The sequence below is a fragment of the Oceaniradius stylonematis genome (genome assembly GCF_965223445.1).
GTDB lineage: Bacteria > Pseudomonadota > Alphaproteobacteria > Rhizobiales > Rhizobiaceae > Roseitalea > Roseitalea stylonematis.
In genome coordinates, this window is record NZ_OZ244994.1 from 73,238 (window position 1) to 92,155 (window position 18,918).

Here is an 18,918-nt window from a genome sequence, read left to right on the forward strand (position 1 = left end):
GCGCGTGGCTGGTGCGGCCGAGAAGACTCGAACTTCCACGGGTTGCCCCACAGCGACCTCAACGCTGCGCGTCTACCAATTCCGCCACGGCCGCACACCGCCAGAATTGCCCGCGTGAGCGGGCTCGCAGCCGATAGCAAACCCGATTCCATTGCACAAGGGCGTGGCCGGCGATTTTCCCTTCCCCCGGGCCGCCTGCGCGGGCCCTTTACCCGCCCGGCGCGATCGCTTATCTGCGCCGTGCAACAGAACCACCCGCATGTGTTGGCGGGACTGGAAAGGAGATCACACCATGGCCGCTTCCGGCAGTGTTTCACTTGTATTCCCCGATGGCTCCGAACGCGCGTACGACGCCGGCACGACCGGCCGCGCTGTCGCCGAATCCATCTCCAAATCGCTTGCCAAGAAGGCGGTCGCCATCGCGCTCGACGGCGAACTGCGCGACCTGGCCGATCCCGTCGAGGACGGCACGATCGAAATCGTGACCCGCGACGACCCGCGTGCGCTCGAACTGATCCGGCACGATGCGGCCCATGTGATGGCCGAAGCCGTGCAGGAACTCTGGCCCGGCACGCAAGTGACCATCGGCCCGGTGATCGAGAACGGCTTTTACTACGATTTCGCCAAGAACGAGCCGTTTACGCCCGACGACCTGCCGGTCATCGAAAAGAAGATGCGCGAGATCATCAAGCGCAACGAAAGGTTCGAAAAGGCGGTCTGGCCGCGCGACAAGGCAAAGAAGGTGTTCGCCGAGATGGGCGAACGGTACAAGGTGGAGCTGGTCGACGCGATCCCCGAGGGCGAGGACGTCAAGATCTACGCGCAAGGGCAATGGTTCGACCTGTGCCGCGGGCCGCACATGGCTTCGACGGGCCAGATCGGCAATGCCTTCAAGCTGACCAAGGTGGCCGGCGCCTATTGGCGCGGCGATTCCGACAACGAGATGCTGTCGCGCATCTACGGCACGGCCTGGTCGACGCAGGAAGAGCTCGACGCCTATCTGCACATGATCGAGGAGGCCGAAAAGCGCGACCACCGGCGTCTCGGCCGCGAGATGGACCTGTTCCACTTCCAGGAAGAGGGGCCGGGCACGGTCTTCTGGCATGCCAAGGGCTGGCGCATCTACCAGACGGTGATCGCCTATATGCGGCGGCGTCTTGCGGGTGCCTATGACGAGGTCAACGCGCCGCAGGTGCTGGTCTCCGACCTTTGGGAAACGTCCGGCCATTGGGGCTGGTACAAGGAGAACATGTTCGGCGTGCGCTCTGCCGATCCCGATGTCGAGGACCAGCGCACCTTTGCGCTCAAGCCGATGAACTGCCCGGGCCATGTGCAGATCTTCAAGCACGGGCTCAAGAGTTACCGCGACCTGCCGATCCGCCTGGCCGAATTCGGCGTGGTGCACCGGTACGAGCCGTCCGGCGCGCTGCACGGGCTGATGCGGGTGCGCGCCTTCACCCAGGACGATGCGCATATCTTCTGCACCGAGGATCAGCTCGAGGCCGAGATCCTGAAGATCAATGAACTGATGATGTCGGTCTATGCCGATTTCGGCTTCGAGAAAGTCGAGGTGAAGCTGGCGACGCGTCCTGAAAAGCGTGTCGGGACCGATGCGGCCTGGGACCATGCCGAGGGCATCTTGAAAGCGTCGCTCGAACGCATGGTGCGCGAGGATAGCCGCATCACGGCGGGCATCAATGAGGGCGAGGGGACGTTTTACGGACCCAAGTTCGAATATACGCTCAAGGATGCGATCGGCCGCGACTGGCAGGTCGGAACGACCCAGGTCGACTTCAACCTGCCGGAACGGTTCGGCGCTTTCTACATCGACTCGGACTCCGAGAAGAAGCAGCCCGTGATGGTGCACCGCGCAATCTGCGGCTCGATGGAACGGTTCCTCGGCATCGTGCTCGAGAACCATGCCGGACACCTGCCGCTGTGGCTGGCGCCGGTACAGGTCGTCGTGGCGACCATCACCTCCGAAGCCGACCCTTATGCGGAGGAGCTGGCGGCGGCGCTGACGCGCGCCGACCTGCATGTCCAGACCGATCTGCGCAACGAGAAGATCAACTACAAGGTGCGCGAACATTCGGTCCAGAAGGTGCCGGTGATCCTGGTCTGTGGGCGCCGCGAAGCGGACGAACGCACCGTGTCGATGCGCCGGCTGGGCTCGCGCGACCAGACCATGCTGGGCTTTGACGAGGTGGTCGCGGCACTGGCCGACGAGGCGACGCCGCCCGACATCAAGCGGGCGCGGCAATCCGATGGGCGCGCCGCCGCGTAAACGTCGCATCGATCCTGTCCCGGAAACGCGGGACAGGATCGAGCGAACTTGATACATTCGCGCACCACGACCAGGGGCCGGGCCGTCACCGAACATGCCACGCAGCGTCAGATTTGCCGAACTGTCCTATGCGCGGCCCACCGATCCGCCGGTCAAGCGCTGGCTGATCCGCACGGTCGAAAACATGTCGGGCCGCGAGCGGCTGGCCGATCTCTACGAGTTCTGGCGCAGCGAAATTTTCGGCAAGCGCGACGACGTCTTCACCGAAATGCTCAACCTGATCGAGGTCAGGCTCGACGCGGGCGGCGAGTGGCCTCCGACGAACCTTCCCGACACGCCGCTCGTGCTGATCGCCAACCATCCCTACGGCATCGGAGACGGGATCGCGTTCCTGTCACTGGCCGAACGGCTGGGTCGCCCGTTCCGGGTGATCATCAACAACGATCTCATGAAGGTGCCGGAGATGCGGCCCTATTCGCTGCCGGTCTCGTTCGAGGAGACCAAGGAAGCGCTGGCGCTCAACCTCAAGACCCGGCAGGAGGCGGTCCAGCTTCTCAAGGAAGGTGTGACCATCATCATCTTCCCGTCCGGCGGCGTCGCCACCGCGCCCAAGGGGCTGGGCCGGGCACAGGACCTGCCCTGGAAGATGTTCGTGGCGCGGCTGGTGCAGACGGCACGGGCGTCGGTCATTCCGGTCTATTTCGAGGGGCAGAACGGCCGCGTCTTCCATCTGGTCAGCCAGTTTTCCCTGACGCTGCGCACCTCGCTTCTGATCCGCGAATTCCAGCGGCTCTACGGCAAGCAGATCAAGGCGTGGATCGGCGAGGTGATGCCGTGGGACGATCTCGAAAAGATCAAGGACCGCAAGGTGCTGTTGCAGCATCTGCATGACAGCGTCTTCGACCTCGATCCGCGCGGCCAGGGCGGTGCCCGCACCGAAGAGGTGAAAGCCGGTCCCTGCGGCTGAGGCGGAGCCGGACGCCGGCCTACTGCGCGTTTTCCTCACTGGCCATGACGCGCACGGTCACGTCACGCCCGGCGACCACATCGAATGTGTGCTGGTAGATCGCGTCGCGATGGTTCGCGATGGCGGTGTATTCACCAGCCGCCAGGATCAGCGTCGGATAGGCGCCGACATGCTCGGCGAGCACCTCGCCGGAGACGCCGATCACCGACCACGCGGTGTCGGCCAACGGGAACCCGTTCTCGGACCGCACGAGGTTGAGCGTGACCTGTGCGGCGCGGTGTTCGATCGCAGCTTCGGTCAGCTTGCCCGGCTCGACCCGCAGATCGGCGCGAATGGTCGCGTTGATGTCGCCATAGCGCGAAACCACATGATAGGTGCCCGCCGGAAGCCGCACCGTCTTGCCCGGCGGCACTTCGGGGAGGATCAGGTCGCGCTCTCCATCGGCGCCCATGTCGTAGATGTCGAAGGCCAGCTTGGCTTCGCGGACCGCGCTGCCGTCGGGCAGGGTTGCATCGAGTTTCAGCCCGCCCGCGTTGAGCACCATGGTCTGGCGGCGGGCCTCCTCGCCGATCGAGATGCGGGCGCTGGCACTGGCGCGGCCGAAGGCGGCATGGACGAGATAGCTGCCCGGCTCCAGCGCGAACTGGGCGCCGCCGCCACTGGCCGTGGCGATCAGCGGCAGCTTGCCGTCGGGGTCGGTCTGCGTGCCGAAAATCCGCCACAAAAGGCCGTTGGCAACCGGCGCTCCGTCTTCGGTCAAGCGCGCTTCGAGGAACAACTCGCCCGTCGTCACGCCGGTCAGCGGCGCGACGCGATTGGCCGGTGCGTAGCTGGTCAGGCCGGGCAGATCGAGGTCGGGGAGGGTGTCTTCGGGCGCCAGCGCCGGCGGGTCCAGACCGGTATCCTGGGCGTTTGCGCCAGATGGGATCGCCAACAGGGCAAGCATGGCAATCGCTGCGCTCAGAAGGGCAATCGCCGGACGGCCGGGCCGGAAGGTCGAGACAGACGCGTTCATGGCTGCGTTCTGACCGCAAAGCGGTGGCAATTTCAAGGCGGATGATCCATATCGCGACCGTCCGATCAAGGGAAACGACATGCCGACCATGACACCCGGGGAGCGCCACGAAAGCGTTCTGTCCTTCCTCGAGCACCGCAAATCCGTGCCGCTGTCGCAGTTTCGCGGGCCGGGGCCCGATGAGCCGACGCTGCGGCGGCTGATCAGCATCGCCACCCGCGTGCCCGACCACGGCCGGCTGGAGCCCTGGCGTTTCATCATCTACCGGCCCGAGCACGGCGCGCGGATCGGCGAGGCGCTGGCAGAACTCGCCCTCCGGCGCAATCCGCACATGCGCGAGGACGAGCTGGACCGGGAACGCAAGCGGCTCAGCCGCGCGCCGGTTGCCGTGGGCGTTGTCTCCACCGCGGCCGAGCACGAACGCATCCCGGTCTGGGAACAGTTCCTGTCCGCCGGTGCGGCTGCAATGAATCTGGTCACCGCCGCCACCGCCCACGGATATGCGGTCAACTGGGTCACGGGGTGGTATTCGGACGATGCCGAGGCGCGGGCGGTTCTCGGCCTTTCACCGCACGAGCGCATGGCCGGCATCGTCCATATCGGCGATTACGACACCATGGTGCCCGACCGTCCGCGGCCGGACACGGACGCGTTGATCAGCACCTATGGCGGCCCGGCGAGAGCCTGACCATGACCCATTTCTACCGCCCCGAAGAGGGACACGGCCTGCCGCACGATCCGTTCAAGGCGATCGTCGCGCCGCGTCCGGTCGGCTGGATATCGACGCGCGGGTCCGATGGCACGGTCAATCTGGCACCCTATTCCTTCTTCAACGCCGTGGCAGGCCGTCCGCCGATCGTGATGTTTTCGTCGGATGGCGAAAAGGACTCGGTGTCTCTTGCACGGGAAAGCGGCGAGTTCGTCTGTAATTTCGCCAGCGCCGATCTTGCCGATCGGATGAACCGGACCTCGGCAAGCGTACCGCGCGGCACCTCCGAGTTCGATCTGGCCGGGCTGGCCACGGCGCCGTGCCGCATCGTTGCGGCGCCGCGCGTTGCCGCCGCGCCGGCGGCGCTCGAATGCGTTGTCACGCAGATCATGCAGCAGCACGACAGAAACGGGACCACGCTCGATGTCTGGACGGTGTTCGGCGAGGTGGTCGGCGTGCACATCGCCGCCGCCTTTCTCGAAGACGGCCGGTTCGACACGGCGAAGGCCGACCCGGTGATGCGCATGGGTTATCGCGATTTCGGCCGGCTCGGGCCGGTGTTTGCGCTCGATCGCCCGGACGGCTGACGCGGCATCGCGGTTAACGGCACCGGAAGAAACATGGTGAACCAAACATAAACCTTTTGGCCCTAGCGTTGACCGTCAGAGCGTTCCGGGGGCCAAGGCATTGATTGTCCAGCATTTCCTCAAATGGAAGGATTCGGCCAATGTGGCGCGGCGCACCGCCGCAGCCTCCGCGCTCGCGCGGGCCTATCTGCAGTCCGATCTCGATCTGGACGACCGTGTGGCGGCAGAAGCGGCGCTGACCCTGCTTCTGGACGATCCGTCTCCCAAGGTGCGGCTCGCGCTGGCCGAAGCGCTGGCCGCCAGCATTCATGCGCCGGAGCAGATCGTCACCGCGCTCGTCCACGACCAGATCGACATCGCTTCGATCGTCATTGCCCGTTCGCCCGTCATTCGCGACGGCGACCTGATCGAACGGGCCCGGACGTCGTCCGGCGCGCTGCAATGCGTGATTGCCGGCCGCGCCGAAGTCTCCCAGCCGCTGGCCATGGCGCTGGCGCGCCACGGATCTGCGGCGAGCGCCATCGTCCTGGTTTCCAATCCCAATGCGCGGCTTTGCCGCCAGGGCAGGGCGCTGATCGTGGAAAGGCACGGATCGGATGCCGGCGTGCGCGGCGCGCTGCTCGACCATCCCGATATCGAGGCGGACCTGCGCTACAGGCTGATGAAGGCCGCCGGACGGGCCCTGGCCGACAGTCCGTTCCTTCGCGGCGTGGCGGGCCCGGACACGGCCGACCATCTCGTCCATGACAGCGAACAAAAGGCATTCGGCGCATTGTTGGCGACGCTCGACAAAAGGGCGTGCGACGCGCTGGTCGATACGATGCGCGATCAGGGCGACCTGACGACGGTGCTTCTGGTGCGCGCGGCATGCCGCGGCCAGATCGATTTCCTGGCGTCCGTCCTGTCCGGTCTTGCCGGTGTGCCGTTGCAGCGAGTGACCTCGATCCTCGTCAACGAGCGGACCAACCAGTTGCGGGCGCTGCTGACCAATGCCGGGCTGGCCGACACGGTCCAGCCCGTATTCGTCCATGCCGTCGGGCTTTGGCGCGATGTCGCCACCGGCCGCGTCTCCGCCGGCGTTCAGGAAGTGACGCGCCGCATCATCGAGCGCGTGGAAGCCGAAGCTGCCGCACGCCGCAGCGCGGCCAACGACGACATCGTCGGCATTTTGCGCGCGATCCATCTCGATGCGATGCGCGACAATGCCCGCGCCCACGCCCGCGATCTGGCCGCAGCCTGACTCACTCATCCCGTTTCGGAACTCTCCTTGCCCAGCACATCGGCGATCTTGTCGATTGCATTGAGGACGGTTTGCCGGTCGTCGGGACCGATGATGGCGAGCATGGCATTCATGTTGGCAATATCCTGGGCGTGGATGGCATCGCGCATTGCCTGGCCCTCTTCGGTGAGATGGTGGGCCTTGGCACCGCCGCCATCGGGGTGGTCCCCGCGAACGACCAATCCGCGCCGAATAAGCCGGTCCAGCACTGACTGCTGCGTGGTTGCCGCCACCTTCAGATGGCGCGCAATGTCCGCGCCCCTGCATCCGGGATAGGTCTGCACGTAGCGCAGCGTTGCAAAATCGATCGGGTTGTAGCGGGCCTTGCCGCCGGCCGTCGGAAAACGGTCCTCATTGACCAGAAAAACCTCCAGCAGGGTCCCGATGCACTTCAGCAGGCGTTCGGCATCGTCCGTTGCCATGATGACTCCACAATTCTCTTGTCTATACGAAATTCGTATGCGAAAATCGTATACGGAATTCGTACATGGAAACAGATGGGAGATAGCCGTGAATCCGCTTCTTGTCACGCTCGCAGCCGCCATTGTGGCCGGTTTTTCAACGATAACACTCTTGCCCGCGTCGGCCGACGCGGCGGAGCCGCCCGGATACTCCGGCGAAACACCGGAAATAACCGGTGGGCCTTATGCGACCTACCAAACGGTACGGGTCTTTGAGGCTCCGCTCGTGCCGCTGCGCCAGTGGATCGACGAAGGCGGTCGCATCGTCGCTGCGATGGAAGAGACCGACAACATCAAGAAACCGGTTGCCAGCGTCACTCTCCACGGCACATGGCCGGAAACGGGTTCGGTGCGTCGGCTCGAGATGTCGGACGGCAACTTCGTCCTGGAGAAGGTGCTGGAGAACGATTTTCCCGACCTGTTTCGCTACCAGGTCTGGAATTTTACCGCACCTGCCGGTCGCAACATTGCCTACGCCGTCGCCCAGCAGGAATGGACCGCGCTGGAAGACGGACGCTCGGAACTGACCTGGACATACTCGTTGCGCCCGCGACTGGCACTGATGCAACCGTTTGTGCAGCGTTTCGTGCGCAACGACATGCAGCCCTTGATGAACGACGCGCTCGACGTGGTTCGCGAGCAGGCGGGTGCGGTCTTTGGCCCCGGCACGCTGGCCACACAGTAAGTTGGAAAGCGAGCGGTCGCAGCCCTGCGACCGCTCTTCACCTCAGATATCGAGATCCTTGGCGAACTCGGCGTTTTCCTGAATGAAACGGAAACGCGCCTCGGGCTTGGTGCCCATCAGTTCGTCGACCGTCTTGCGTGTCGAGCCGGGGTCCAGTTCATCGATCTCCACCCGCAACAGGCTGCGCTGCGCCGGGTCCATCGTTGTTTCCTTGAGCTGCTTGGGCAGCATTTCGCCGAGGCCCTTGAAGCGCGAGACCTCGACCTTGCCCTTGCCGTTGAACTCTCGCGCCATGAGTTCGGCCCGGTGGGCGTCGTCGCGGGCATAGAGCGTCCGTCCGCCCTGGGTGAGCTTGTAAAGCGGCGGGACGGCCAGGAACAAATGGCCGTTGCGGATCAGCTCGGGCATCTCCGAATAGAAGAAGGTGATCAGAAGCGAGGCGATGTGCGCGCCGTCGACATCGGCATCGGTCATGATGATCACGCGCTCGTAACGCAGATCGTCGTCGCGATACTTCGAGCGTGTGCCGCAGCCCAGCGCCTGGATGATGTCGGCGATCTGCTGGTTGGCGGTCATCTTGTCGCGGCCCGCCGAGGCGACGTTGAGGATCTTGCCGCGCAGCGGCAGGATGGCCTGGGTGGCGCGGTGGCGTGCCTGCTTGGCCGACCCGCCCGCCGAATCGCCCTCGACGATGAACAGTTCCGCGCCCGCCGCCGAATTTTGCGAGCAGTCGGCCAGCTTGCCGGGCAGGCGCAATTTGCGCACCGCGCTCTTGCGATTGATTTCCTTTTCCTTGCGCCGCCGCAGGCGCTCGTCGGCGCGCTCGACCACCCATTCCAGAAGCCGGTTGGCCTGTTGCGGCGACGCCGTCAGCCAGTGGTCGAACGGATCGCGCAGGGCCGTCTCGACGATCTTCTGCGCTTCGATGGTCGCCAGCCGGTCCTTGGTCTGGCCGACGAACTCGGGTTCGCGCACGAACACCGACAGCATCGCCGCCGCCGAGATCATCACATCGTCGGTCGTGATCACCGAGGCGCGCTTGTTGCCGGTCATCTCGCCATAGGCTTTCAGGCCGCGCGTCATGGCAAGGCGCAGGCCCGCCTCGTGCGTGCCGCCCTCGGGCGTCGGGATGGTGTTGCAGTAGGAGTTCACGAAGCCGTCGCCGGTGTGCCAGGTGATCGCCCATTCGACCGCGCCGTGCCCGCCGCTCTTTTCGGTCTTGCCGGCGAAGACCGTTTCGCTGATCCGGTGATCGCCGGGCAGGGATGCCTCCAGATAGTCCTTGAGGCCGCCCGGAAAATGGAACGTCGCCTTGAGCGGGGTCTTGTCGCGATCCTTGGGCGCGACCAGTTCCTCGGCGCATTCCCAACGGATTTCCACGCCGCCGAACAGATAGGCCTTCGACCGCGCCATCTTGGCGAGCCGCGCCGGATCGAACTTCGCGCTCTCGCCGAAGATTTCCGCGTCGGGATGAAATTTCACGCGCGTGCCTCGGCGGTTGTGCACCTCGCCGAGATTTTCGAGCCCGCCCATCGGCTTGCCGCGCGAAAAACGCTGCCGGTAGAGCTGCCGGTTGCGCGCGACCTCCACTTCGAGGCTGTCCGACAGGGCGTTGACCACCGAGACCCCGACGCCGTGCAGGCCGCCCGAGGTCTCATAGGCCTTGCCGTCGAACTTGCCGCCCGCATGCAGCGTCGTCATGATCACTTCGAGCGCCGACTTGTCCTTGAATTTGGGGTGCGGGTCGACCGGGATGCCACGGCCATTGTCGCTGACGGTCAGCGAGCCGTCCGCGGCCAGCGACACCTCGATGAAGGTGGCATGGCCGGCGACCGCCTCGTCCATCGAATTGTCGATCACTTCGGCGAACAGATGATGCAGCGCCTTGGTGTCGGTGCCGCCAATATACATGCCCGGACGCCGGCGGACCGGCTCGAGCCCTTCGAGCACCTCGATCGAGGAGGCGTCATAGTCGGTGCCAGCCGCCGGTGCCGGCGCGGACCTGCCGGCCTTTGCGGCGGCTGGCGGCGTCGCCGCCGGGCGCGCCGGTGCCGGTTGGGATGCGCCGAAAAGATCGCCTGTGTCGTCCATGGTCATGACTGCTCGATGAGGGCCCCGAATCAGGCCGCACTATGGCACAGCCCGCCCGGCGGCGCGAAATGCGCGGTGCGCTTGTGCATGGCCGGTCGGAAAGGCTATCTGGGGCCGCTGAAACGAGGGAGCGACAGCCGTGCGCGATCAACTTTCCGACCCCGAAACCGGGCATGGCCGGGCCGACCCGGTCAAGGCGGCGCAGGAGGCGATGCGCACGCCGCTGCCGAGGCGCTTCTACAAGACGGCGGGCGTCGCGCCGGAGGGCGACGGCCATGCCGTACAGCTCGACGGCCGCACCGCGAAAACGCCCGGCCGTGCGCCGTTCGTGCTGGCGACCGAGGCGGCCGCGCAGATGGTCGCCGACGAATTCGCCGCGCAGGGCGAGACGATCGATCCGGCATCGATGCCCTGCTTCCGGCTGGTCAACACGGCGATCGATGGCGTTGCGACCGACCCGCAGGCGGTACTCGAGGATGTGGTGCGGTTCTTCGGCACCGATCTTCTGTGCTACCGCGCCGGAGAGCCGGAAACGCTGGTGGCGGCGCAGCGGGAGAAATGGGACGGCCCTCTGGCATGGGCCGAAGAGATGGCCGGATCGCGTTTCGCACTGGCCGAAGGCGTCATGCATGTCGCCCAGCCGCGCGAGACGCTGGCGGCGATGGGCGTGCATTTGCGCCAGATCGCCGATCCGGTTGCGCTCGCCGCGCTTCATTCGATGACGACGCTGACCGGCTCGGCGATCCTGGCGCTGGGTACGCTGCGCGGCGCCTGGAGCGCAGAGGAAGCCTGGACGGCCGCCCATGTGGACGAGGATTTCAACATCTCCCAGTGGGGCGAGGACGCCGAAGCCAAGGCGCGCCGCGCCCGGCGCTGGACGGAGATGAACGCCGCCGCGCGGATGGCGGCGGCGCTGGGCGAATAGGCCGAAAGACGCCTTTGCGTCCGGGCGATGGCTTGCTAGCGATGGCCACGAAACGACAGGGCGGGACTGTTCATGAAAAACGTGATCGAAGAGCTTGAGCAACGCCGTGCGGTGGCGATGCTCGGCGGGGGTGAGAAGCGGATCGAGGCACAGCACGGGCGGGGCAAGCTGACCGCGCGCGAGCGGCTGACGGTCCTGCTCGACGAGGGCAGCTTCGAGGAGTTCGACATGTTCGTCGAGCACCGCTGCACCGATTTCGGTATGGCCGAGACAAAGATTCCCGGCGACGGCGTCGTCACCGGCTGGGGCACGGTCAACGGCAGGACGGTGTTCGTCTTCGCCAAGGATTTCACCGTCTTTGGCGGTTCGCTGTCGGAAACCCATGCCCAGAAGATCATGAAAGTCCAGGACATGGCGCTGAAGAACCGCGCGCCGATCATCGGGCTTTACGATGCGGGCGGCGCGCGCATCCAGGAGGGAGTGGCCGCGCTCGGCGGCTATGCCGAAGTGTTCCAGCGCAACGTGCTCGCTTCCGGCGTCATTCCGCAGATTTCGCTGATCATGGGGCCGTGCGCCGGAGGCGACGTCTATTCGCCGGCGATGACCGACTTCATATTCATGGTGCGCGACCGCTCCTACATGTTCGTCACCGGCCCCGACGTGGTGAAGACCGTGACCAACGAGACCGTGACCGCCGAGGAACTGGGCGGGGCCAAGGTGCACACAACGCGCTCGTCGATCGCCGACGGCGCCTACGATCACGATGTCGACGCGCTGTTGCAGATGCGCCGTCTGATCGATTTCCTGCCGGCGTCGAACACCGCGCCGATCCCGGAACTGGAAAGCCACCAGCCGGTGGACGACGAGGACCGCTCGCTCGACATGCTGGTGCCCGACAATGCCAACAAGCCCTATGACATCAAGGAACTGATCGAAAAGACCGTCGACGAGGGCGATTTCTTCGAGATCCAGGCCGATTTTGCGAAGAACATCGTCACCGGTTTCGGCCGCATCGAGGGCCGCACGACGGGGTTCGTCGCCAACCAGCCGCTGGTGCTGGCGGGCGTGCTCGATTCAGACGCCAGCCGCAAGGCGGCGCGCTTCGTCCGGTTCTGCGATGCGTTTTCGATCCCGATCGTCACCTTCGTCGACGTGCCGGGCTTTCTGCCGGGCACCGCGCAGGAATATGGCGGGCTGATCAAGCATGGCGCCAAACTCCTGTTCGCCTATGGCGAGGCGACCGTGCCCAAGGTGACGCTGATCACCCGCAAGGCCTATGGCGGCGCCTATGACGTGATGGCGTCCAAGCATCTGCGCGGCGACATCAACTATGCCTGGCCATCGGCGCAGATCGCGGTGATGGGAGCCAAGGGCGCGGTCGAGATCATCCACCGCAAGGATCTGGGCGATCCCGACAAGATCGCCGCCCACACACAGTCCTATGAGGACCGGTTCCTGTCACCGTTCGTCGCCGCCGAGCGCGGCTACATCGACGAGGTGATCATGCCGCGCGTCACGCGCAAGCGCATCGCGCGCGCGCTGCGGCTCTTGCGGAACAAGGATCTCGAAAACCCCTGGAAGAAGCACGACAACATTCCTTTGTAAGGTGCGCGGTCACCCCCCCCCCTTGAGGGGAGGTCGGCGAGTGCCGAGTGAAATGAGGCAGAGCCGGGTGGGGGTGCCGGTGCGGACATCGCGGTCATTTGTTACCCCCACCCGCGCGACCATCGCACGCTCGGTCTCGCGTGCCTCCCCTCAAGGGGGAGGCGAGAGGCGCACACCCGCCGCTCAAACCAGCCCCAGCCCCTTCAGGCTGGCATGGCCGGATTTGCCGATGATCACATGATCGTGGACGGTGATATCGAGCGGCTCCAGCGCATCGATGATCTTGCGGGTCATCTGGATGTCGGCGCGCGAGGGCGTCGGATCGCCCGAGGGATGGTTGTGGACCAGGATGATCGCCGTGGCGTGCAGTTCGACCGAGCGGCGCAGCACCTCGCGCGGATAGACCGGCGTGTGGTCCACCGTGCCGGTCTGTTGCACCTCGTCGGCGATCAGGCCGTTCTTCTTGTCGAGATAAAGGACGCGGAACTGCTCGCGGCTCTCATGCGCCATGGCTGCCGTGCAATAGTCGATCACCGTCTGCCATGAGTTGAGGACCGTGCGGTTGTCGATGCCCTGGCGCACCATCAGCCGCGCCGATGCGGCGACGATTTTCAGGTCGAGCGCGCTCGACCGGCCCATGCCGGGCACCTCGGCCAGCCGGGCCGGATCGGCGCCGAGCACCGCGCCGAACGAGCCGAACCGCGCGATCAGCGCTTTCGCAATGGGTTTGGTGTCGCGGCGCGGGATCGACCGGTAGAGCAGCAGTTCGAGCAGTTCGTAGTCGGCCAGCGCTTCGGCGCCGGCCTTGGCAAAGCGCGTCCGCAGCCGCTGGCGATGGCCGGCATGGGGCGAGGGCGGCGCAGACTTGGGCGGCGCGGACGCCGCGAACGGCGTGTCGTCGCGGATTTCCCGCAGAAAGGCGGCGCGCTCGTCATGCTCGTCGCCATCGTCGGTCATCGTCTACCGCGCGATGGGCAGGCCCGGGCGATCGAGGCCGCCGGGCGACAGGGTGAAAATCTCGCAGCCGTCTTCGGTCACGCCGACGGTGTGCTCATATTGCGCCGACAGCGAGCGGTCGCGCGTCACAGCCGTCCAGCCGTCCGACAGCACCTTCACGTGGGCGCGGCCCAGATTGATCATCGGTTCGATCGTGAAGATCATGCCCGGCTTGATCTCCGCGCCTTCGTCGGTGCGGCCGTAATGCAGCACGTTCGGCGCATCATGGAAGAGCTGGCCGATGCCATGGCCGCAGAAATCGCGAACGACGGAACAGCGCTCGGCCTCCGCATGGGCCTGGATCGCCGCGCCGATGGCGCCCATCCGCGCGCCGGGCCTGACGGCTTCGATGCCGCGCATCAGGCATTCGTGGGTGACGTCCATCAGCCGCTCTGCGGCCCGCTTGGGCTGGCCGACCGGATACATGCGCGAGGAATCGCCGTGCCAGCCGTCGAGCACATAGGTGACGTCGATGTTGACGATGTCTCCGTTGCGCAGCGGCTTGTCGTTCGGGATGCCGTGGCAGACCACGTGGTTGATCGAGGTGCAGGACGATTTGGTGTAGCCGCGATAGTTGAGCGTTGCGGGCACCGCGTCATGATCCATGCCGAACTCGAACAGGAACTTGTCGATCGCGCTGGTGGTGGTGCCGGGCTGAACCAGCGGGGCGACCTCGTCAAGCGCCTTGGCGACCAGCGCGCCGGCCTTGCGCATGCCGTCGAAGCCGGCCGTGCCGTGAAGGCGGATCTGGCCGGTGTTCTTCACCGGGGCGATGGCTGCGTCAAGATAGGTCACCATGGTCGGGTCCGCTGGATGGTTTCCGGTCACGCGGCGCGCAGGATGGCCTCGTCGATCGCCACAAGCCGCTCCGGCGCGATGGCCGCCTGCGAGATGTGGCACCGAACCGCAAAGGCTTCAACCCCGCGGGCAATCGCCCGGTCGAATTCGCGCGCGTAATCCGGGTCGAGATCGCGGCACAGGCGGAAGCTGTCGCAGTCCGCGCGCTGGATCAGGAACACCATGATCGCGCGGTGGCCTTCCTCGGCCATGTCGCCCAGTTCGCGCAGATGCTTGGCGCCGCGCGCGGTCCTTGTGTCGGGAAATTCGGCCAGCCCGGGCGCCCGGCGCAAATGCACGTTCTTGACCTCGACATAGGCGCGCCCGCGCGCCGGGTCGTCCAGCAATAGGTCGATGCGCGAATTCTGTCCGTACTTCTGCTCGCGCCTGAGCGTTTCGTAGGAACCGAGATCGCCGATCATGCGGGCGGCGATCGCCTCCTCGGTGAGCCGGTTGGGCAGGCCGGTGTTGATGCCGACCAGCGTGCCGTCCGCTTCGACGATTTCGAGGCGATGGGCGTATTTGCGTTTGGGATCGTCCGAGCGCGACAGGAACACCCGACTGCCCGGTTCGGTCAGCCCCATCATCGATCCGGTGTTGGGCACGGAAACGGTTATCTCGCTTCCGTCCTCCAGCGTCACGTCGGCGAGGAAGCGTTTGTAGCGGCGGATCAGCCGCGCTTCGACAAGCGGCGGGTCAAACTTCATCCGAGACGATCAGAAGGGCAAGGCTTCAAACCCGCACCTTGACATACTCGCCGGGTGCGTCGCCGAGCAGTTTCTTCTTGCCGCCGGTGCCAAGCTTGGTGCGCGCGGCAACCTCCGTATCGTCATGGCTCCTGATCCAGTCATGCCAGTGCGGCCACCAGGACCCTTCGGTCATTTCCGCTTTTTCGATCCAGGCTTCGAACGCGCCCTCCACCTTCGGACCGGTCCAGAACTGGTACTTGCCGCGATGGGGCGGGTTGACGACGCCGGCAATGTGGCCGGAACCGCCCATCACGTAGGTGACATCGCCGCCAAATAGCTTCGAGCCTTCGAAAACCGACAGGGCCGGCGCGATATGATCCTCGCGTGTCGCCAGATTGTAGATCGGCAATTTGACGTCACCGAGATTGATCGGCGCACCGCCAAGGCGCATTTCGCCCTTGGCGAGATTGTTCTCCAGATAGCAGTTGCGCAGGTAGAAGATGTGGTTGGCGCACGCCATGCGCGTCGAATCGGCGTTCCAGTAGAGCAGGTCGAAGGGCAGGGGATCCTTGCCCTTCATGTAGTTGTTGACGACATAAGGCCAGATCAGGTCGCCCGAACGCAGCATGTTGAACGCCGTCGCCATCTTCGAGCCGTCCAGATAACCGGTTTCCTTCATCCGCGCTTCGAGGATTTCGAGCTGCTCGTCGTCGACGAAGACCTTGAGGTCGCCCGCATGGGTGAAATCGACCTGGGTGGTGAACAGCGTCGCGGTGGCGATTCGGTCGTCGCCCTCGCGCGCCATCAGCGCCATCGCCGCCGACAGGAGCGTGCCGCCGACACAATAGCCGATCGCGTTGACCTGTTTTTCGCCGGTCGACTGCTCCACCGTGTCGAGCGCGAAGAACAGGCCCTGGCGGATATAGTCGTTCCAGTCCATCTGCGCGTGCCGCGTGTCCGGGTTGGCCCAGGAGATGACGAACACGGTGTGGCCCTGATCGACGGCCCACTTGATGAAGCTCTTGTCCGGATTCAGGTCCAGAATGTAGAATTTGTTGATCCAGGGCGGGCATATCAGAAGCGGCCGCTTGAGCACCTTTTCGGTGGTCGGCTCGTACTGGATGATCTCCACCAGCTCGTTGCGCGCGACCACCTTGCCGGGCGTGGTGGCGATGTTCTTGCCGATCTCGAACTTCGAATAGTCCGCCTGGCGGATGCGCACTTCGCCCTTGCCGGTCTTCAGATCCTCGGCCAGCAGTTCCATGCCGCGCACCAGATTCTCGCCATTGGTCGCGACCGTTTCCTTGAAGATCTCCGGGTTGGAGATCATGAAGTTGGACGGCGACAGCGCATTGGTGAACTGGCGCACGTAGAACTGCGCCTTGTGCTTGGTGTGATCGTCGAGGCCCTCGGCCTCGTCGACCAGGTCGGTCGCCCATTTCGACGTGATCAGATAGGCCTGCTTGAGGAACGAGAAGAAGGCGTTGCCGGTCCAGTCCTCATCGGCAAAGCGCTTGTCGCGCGGGGCGGCGGGAACCGCCTCGCCGACCGACGGGTCGCCCATCCGCTTGATCGAATTGGCCCAGATGTTCATGTAGCCCGAAAACAGCTTGGTCTGGGCTTCGAGCGCGCGCTGAGGATCGGAGAGCCAGTATTCGGTGACCTTGGAGAATGTCTTGGCCATGTCGGCGGCCGGCTCGGAGATGGTGTCCTGTGCTTCGCCCTTTTCGCGCGGGCCAACCCACTCGGCGGCGGCATGGCCGGCGGCCTGCACCATCCGCGCCAGATTGCGCGCGAATGCCTCGGGGTCCTTGATCACATAGGCATCGATCGCCTCCAGCCCTTTTTCGGACTGATGCACGGCGTCGTCGTCGCGCGCCTTGGCACTCATCGTTTCCATCCCGTTCGTTTTGTTCCGGCCCGCTTCTTGCGGCGGTCTTGCTGACGCCATACTAGCGTTGCAGAAAGATGACTATCAACCGGAACCAAGGCCGTAACCGCTTTGTCTCATGTTACGACAAAACTGTTGGTTTTCCTACGCGGCGGCCTTTTGGGACTGCTGCCGGCCGGCTTGATGCTGGCAGGATGCACATCGACCTCGACCATCGATACCGCCTTTTCCGATGTCGGACAGCCGGTTGCGTCGGAGCCGCTCGATCCGTTGCCGGCCCCGTCCGAGCCGCTTGCGCCGCTCAACGCGCCGTCCGAGCCGTTCACGCAGCAGGCACTTGTCCCCGTGCCGTCCTCCGGCGCGGCGAGCAAGACGGGCGCTTTCCCCAACATCAACGATGAGCCGCCGCCCTCGCAAAACCAGATCACCGATGCCGAGCGAGCCGTCATGATGGCGGAAATGCAGGCACTGCAGGCCGAACTCGATGCCGGGCGCGTGCCCACCGAATCCAGTGCGGCGCGGATGGCCGCACTGCAGCGGCTGGCGGCCACCCATTCCGCCGAGGTGCTGCGCCGGATCGAGGGCGAGTGACCGGTTCTCTGGCCTCGCTTTTTGCCGCTTTGCAGGCTATAGCGCCCCATATCCCGACGAGAGCCGCGCCATGGAAGAATTTCACAAGACCAAGCGTCTGCCGCCCTATGTGTTCGAGCAGGTCAATAGGCTGAAGGCCAGCGCCCGCGCCGCCGGCCGTGACATCATCGATCTGGGTATGGGCAATCCGGATCTGCCGACGCCGCAATCGATCGTCGACAAATTGTGCGACACCGTTCGCGATCCGCGCACCCACCGCTATTCTTCCTCCAAGGGCATTCCCGGCCTGCGCAAGGCCCAGGCCGCCTACTATGCGCGCCGCTTCGGCGTGAAACTCGATCCGGAAACCCAGATCGTGGCAACGCTCGGTTCCAAGGAAGGCTTTGCCAACATGGCCCAGGCGATCACCGCGCCGGGCGATGTGGTTCTGTGTCCGGACCCGACCTATCCGATCCACGCCTTCGGCTTCATCATGTCGGGCGGCGTCATCCGCTCGATGCAGGCCACCCCCGATGAGGGTTTCATGAAGGCGCTCGACCGCGCTGTGCGCCACTCGATACCCAAGCCGCTGGCGGTGATCCTCAACTATCCGTCCAACCCCACCGCGCTGACGGCGACGCTCGACTTCTACCGGGACGTGGTCGCGTTCGCGCGCAAGCACGATTTGATCATCCTGTCCGATCTCGCTTACTCCGAGATCTATTTCGGCGATGCGCCGCCGCCATCGGTGCTGGAAGTGCCCGGTGCGATGGATGTCGCGGTCGAATTCACTTCCATGTCCAAGACCTTTTCCATGCCGGGCTGGCGGATGGGGTTTGCGGTCGGCAACGAGCGGCTGATCGGCGCTCTGACACGGGTCAAGTCCTATCTCGATTATGGCGCGTTCACGCCGATCCAGGTGGCGGCAACCGCCGCGCTCAATGGCGACGGTTCCGACATTGAAGAGGTGCGCGAGACCTATCGCAAGCGCCGTGACGTTCTGGTCGACAGTTTCGGCAAGGCCGGCTTCGACGTGCCTGCGCCGGAGGCGACCATGTTCGCCTGGGCGCCGGTGCCCGAAAAGTTCCGCGAGCTGGGCTCGCTCGAATTCTCCAAGCTGCTGATCGAGAAGGCAGATGTGGCGGTGGCGCCCGGTGTCGGCTTCGGCGAGCATGGCGACGACCATGTGCGTATCGCGCTGGTTGAAAACGAGCACCGAATCCGGCAGGCCGCGCGCAACATCAAGCGGTTTCTGGCGAGCGCCGACACCAATCTCCACAATGTCGTGTCGCTGAGCGCCCACCGGTAGGACCCAAAGGGGATCAAG

General features: G+C 65.0%; 17 protein-coding genes and 1 tRNA gene. 10 read left to right on the forward strand and 8 right to left on the reverse strand.

Translation table 11 applies throughout. The annotated features are described in order from the left end of the window. Window positions 1-9 precede the first annotated feature (9 nt). A tRNA-Leu gene (locus tag ACOQOU_RS00450) sits at window positions 10-94 on the reverse strand. Window positions 95-292: 198 nt separating this feature from the next. Between ACOQOU_RS00450 and thrS the strand changes: the two genes are divergently transcribed. Continuing rightward, entirely contained in the window at window positions 293-2,284 is a 1,992-nt protein-coding gene (gene thrS / locus ACOQOU_RS00455; protein ID WP_306025536.1) for a threonine--tRNA ligase, read from the forward strand. A 94-nt stretch (window positions 2,285-2,378) separates the two neighbouring features. Further along, window positions 2,379-3,251, forward strand: a complete 873-nt coding sequence (locus ACOQOU_RS00460; protein WP_109767909.1) for a lysophospholipid acyltransferase family protein — start codon at window positions 2,379-2,381, stop codon at window positions 3,249-3,251. Window positions 3,252-3,270: 19 nt separating this feature from the next. Here the strand turns inward: ACOQOU_RS00460 and ACOQOU_RS00465 are convergent, their stop codons facing one another. Then, window positions 3,271-4,266: a hypothetical protein gene (locus ACOQOU_RS00465; protein WP_306025537.1), complete on the reverse strand. Its 996-nt coding sequence runs from the start codon at window positions 4,264-4,266 to the stop codon at window positions 3,271-3,273. 79 nt (window positions 4,267-4,345) lie between these two features. On the opposite strand from ACOQOU_RS00465, the gene ACOQOU_RS00470 reads away from it, so the two are divergent. The 3 genes from ACOQOU_RS00470 (at window position 4,346) to ACOQOU_RS00480 (ending at window position 6,802) form a co-directional block, all read left to right on the forward strand. Continuing rightward, the gene (locus ACOQOU_RS00470; RefSeq protein WP_306025538.1) at window positions 4,346-4,954 is read left to right on the forward strand and encodes a nitroreductase family protein; all 609 of its coding nucleotides are present in this window, start codon (window positions 4,346-4,348) and stop codon (window positions 4,952-4,954) included. 2 nt (window positions 4,955-4,956) lie between these two features. Then, window positions 4,957-5,562, forward strand: a complete 606-nt coding sequence (locus tag ACOQOU_RS00475) for a flavin reductase family protein (protein ID WP_109767908.1) — start codon at window positions 4,957-4,959, stop codon at window positions 5,560-5,562. A 100-nt stretch (window positions 5,563-5,662) separates the two neighbouring features. After that, window positions 5,663-6,802, forward strand: coding sequence for a DUF2336 domain-containing protein (locus tag ACOQOU_RS00480; RefSeq protein ID WP_306025539.1), 1,140 nt, complete (start codon window positions 5,663-5,665; stop codon window positions 6,800-6,802). A gap of 5 nt (window positions 6,803-6,807) precedes the next feature. Here the strand turns inward: ACOQOU_RS00480 and ACOQOU_RS00485 are convergent, their stop codons facing one another. Further along, on the reverse strand, window positions 6,808-7,263 hold the full coding sequence (locus ACOQOU_RS00485; protein ID WP_306025540.1) for a MarR family winged helix-turn-helix transcriptional regulator: 456 nt from the start codon (window positions 7,261-7,263) through the stop codon (window positions 6,808-6,810). Between the two features lie 88 nt (window positions 7,264-7,351). Here ACOQOU_RS00485 and ACOQOU_RS00490 point away from each other — a divergent pair, with 88 nt between their 5' ends. After that, entirely contained in the window at window positions 7,352-7,987 is a 636-nt protein-coding gene (locus ACOQOU_RS00490) for a hypothetical protein (RefSeq protein WP_306025541.1), read from the forward strand. Between the two features lie 42 nt (window positions 7,988-8,029). Here the strand turns inward: ACOQOU_RS00490 and parE are convergent, their stop codons facing one another. Further along, window positions 8,030-10,078 carry a DNA topoisomerase IV subunit B gene (gene parE / locus ACOQOU_RS00495; RefSeq protein WP_120222624.1) on the reverse strand — a complete coding sequence of 683 codons (2,049 nt, stop codon included), beginning with the start codon at window positions 10,076-10,078 and terminating at the stop codon, window positions 8,030-8,032. 139 nt (window positions 10,079-10,217) lie between these two features. Between parE and ACOQOU_RS00500 the strand changes: the two genes are divergently transcribed. After that, window positions 10,218-11,003 (forward strand): ATP12 family chaperone protein, encoded by a 786-nt coding sequence (locus tag ACOQOU_RS00500; RefSeq protein WP_306025542.1) that lies wholly within the window; start codon window positions 10,218-10,220, stop codon window positions 11,001-11,003. Between the two features lie 72 nt (window positions 11,004-11,075). Continuing rightward, window positions 11,076-12,608 (forward strand): acyl-CoA carboxylase subunit beta, encoded by a 1,533-nt coding sequence (locus ACOQOU_RS00505; RefSeq protein WP_306025543.1) that lies wholly within the window; start codon window positions 11,076-11,078, stop codon window positions 12,606-12,608. 183 nt (window positions 12,609-12,791) lie between these two features. On the opposite strand, the gene radC is transcribed toward ACOQOU_RS00505, so the two are convergent. Genes radC through ACOQOU_RS00525 form a run of 4 tightly spaced genes read right to left on the reverse strand, consistent with a single transcriptional unit; the run spans window position 12,792 to window position 17,021 of the window. Then, complete coding sequence (gene radC / locus ACOQOU_RS00510) at window positions 12,792-13,565, reverse strand: RadC family protein (RefSeq protein WP_306025544.1); 774 nt, start codon at window positions 13,563-13,565, stop codon at window positions 12,792-12,794. Window positions 13,566-13,568: 3 nt separating this feature from the next. After that, window positions 13,569-14,402, reverse strand: a complete 834-nt coding sequence (map, locus tag ACOQOU_RS00515) for a type I methionyl aminopeptidase (protein WP_109767223.1) — start codon at window positions 14,400-14,402, stop codon at window positions 13,569-13,571. Window positions 14,403-14,428: 26 nt separating this feature from the next. Further along, the gene (gene sfsA, locus ACOQOU_RS00520) at window positions 14,429-15,148 is read right to left on the reverse strand and encodes a DNA/RNA nuclease SfsA (RefSeq protein WP_306025545.1); all 720 of its coding nucleotides are present in this window, start codon (window positions 15,146-15,148) and stop codon (window positions 14,429-14,431) included. 25 nt (window positions 15,149-15,173) lie between these two features. Further along, window positions 15,174-17,021, reverse strand: coding sequence for a PHA/PHB synthase family protein (locus ACOQOU_RS00525; protein ID WP_306025546.1), 1,848 nt, complete (start codon window positions 17,019-17,021; stop codon window positions 15,174-15,176). A gap of 135 nt (window positions 17,022-17,156) precedes the next feature. Here ACOQOU_RS00525 and ACOQOU_RS00530 point away from each other — a divergent pair, with 135 nt between their 5' ends. Together ACOQOU_RS00530 and ACOQOU_RS00535 are read left to right on the forward strand one after the other, a co-directional pair. Then, complete coding sequence (locus ACOQOU_RS00530; RefSeq protein ID WP_306025547.1) at window positions 17,157-17,612, forward strand: hypothetical protein; 456 nt, start codon at window positions 17,157-17,159, stop codon at window positions 17,610-17,612. Between the two features lie 70 nt (window positions 17,613-17,682). Then, the gene (locus ACOQOU_RS00535) at window positions 17,683-18,900 is read left to right on the forward strand and encodes an LL-diaminopimelate aminotransferase (protein ID WP_109767183.1); all 1,218 of its coding nucleotides are present in this window, start codon (window positions 17,683-17,685) and stop codon (window positions 18,898-18,900) included. Window positions 18,901-18,918 lie beyond the last annotated feature (18 nt).

What these genes read in the sequence shown, in the direction of transcription:
- thrS (WP_306025536.1), top strand. Translation starts at nt 293, where the DNA reads ATGGCCGCTTCCGGCAGTGTTTCACTTGTATTCCCCGATGGCTCCGAA.
- ACOQOU_RS00460 (WP_109767909.1), top strand. Translation starts at nt 2,379, where the DNA reads ATGCCACGCAGCGTCAGATTTGCCGAACTGTCCTATGCGCGGCCCACC.
- ACOQOU_RS00465 (WP_306025537.1), bottom strand. Translation starts at nt 4,266, where the DNA reads ATGAACGCGTCTGTCTCGACCTTCCGGCCCGGCCGTCCGGCGATTGCC.
- ACOQOU_RS00470 (WP_306025538.1), top strand. Translation starts at nt 4,346, where the DNA reads ATGCCGACCATGACACCCGGGGAGCGCCACGAAAGCGTTCTGTCCTTC.
- ACOQOU_RS00475 (WP_109767908.1), top strand. Translation starts at nt 4,957, where the DNA reads ATGACCCATTTCTACCGCCCCGAAGAGGGACACGGCCTGCCGCACGAT.
- ACOQOU_RS00485 (WP_306025540.1), bottom strand. Translation starts at nt 7,263, where the DNA reads ATGGCAACGGACGATGCCGAACGCCTGCTGAAGTGCATCGGGACCCTG.
- parE (WP_120222624.1), bottom strand. Translation starts at nt 10,078, where the DNA reads ATGGACGACACAGGCGATCTTTTCGGCGCATCCCAACCGGCACCGGCG.
- ACOQOU_RS00505 (WP_306025543.1), top strand. Translation starts at nt 11,076, where the DNA reads ATGAAAAACGTGATCGAAGAGCTTGAGCAACGCCGTGCGGTGGCGATG.
- radC (WP_306025544.1), bottom strand. Translation starts at nt 13,565, where the DNA reads ATGACCGACGATGGCGACGAGCATGACGAGCGCGCCGCCTTTCTGCGG.
- map (WP_109767223.1), bottom strand. Translation starts at nt 14,402, where the DNA reads ATGGTGACCTATCTTGACGCAGCCATCGCCCCGGTGAAGAACACCGGC.
- sfsA (WP_306025545.1), bottom strand. Translation starts at nt 15,148, where the DNA reads ATGAAGTTTGACCCGCCGCTTGTCGAAGCGCGGCTGATCCGCCGCTAC.
- ACOQOU_RS00525 (WP_306025546.1), bottom strand. Translation starts at nt 17,021, where the DNA reads ATGAGTGCCAAGGCGCGCGACGACGACGCCGTGCATCAGTCCGAAAAA.
- ACOQOU_RS00535 (WP_109767183.1), top strand. Translation starts at nt 17,683, where the DNA reads ATGGAAGAATTTCACAAGACCAAGCGTCTGCCGCCCTATGTGTTCGAG.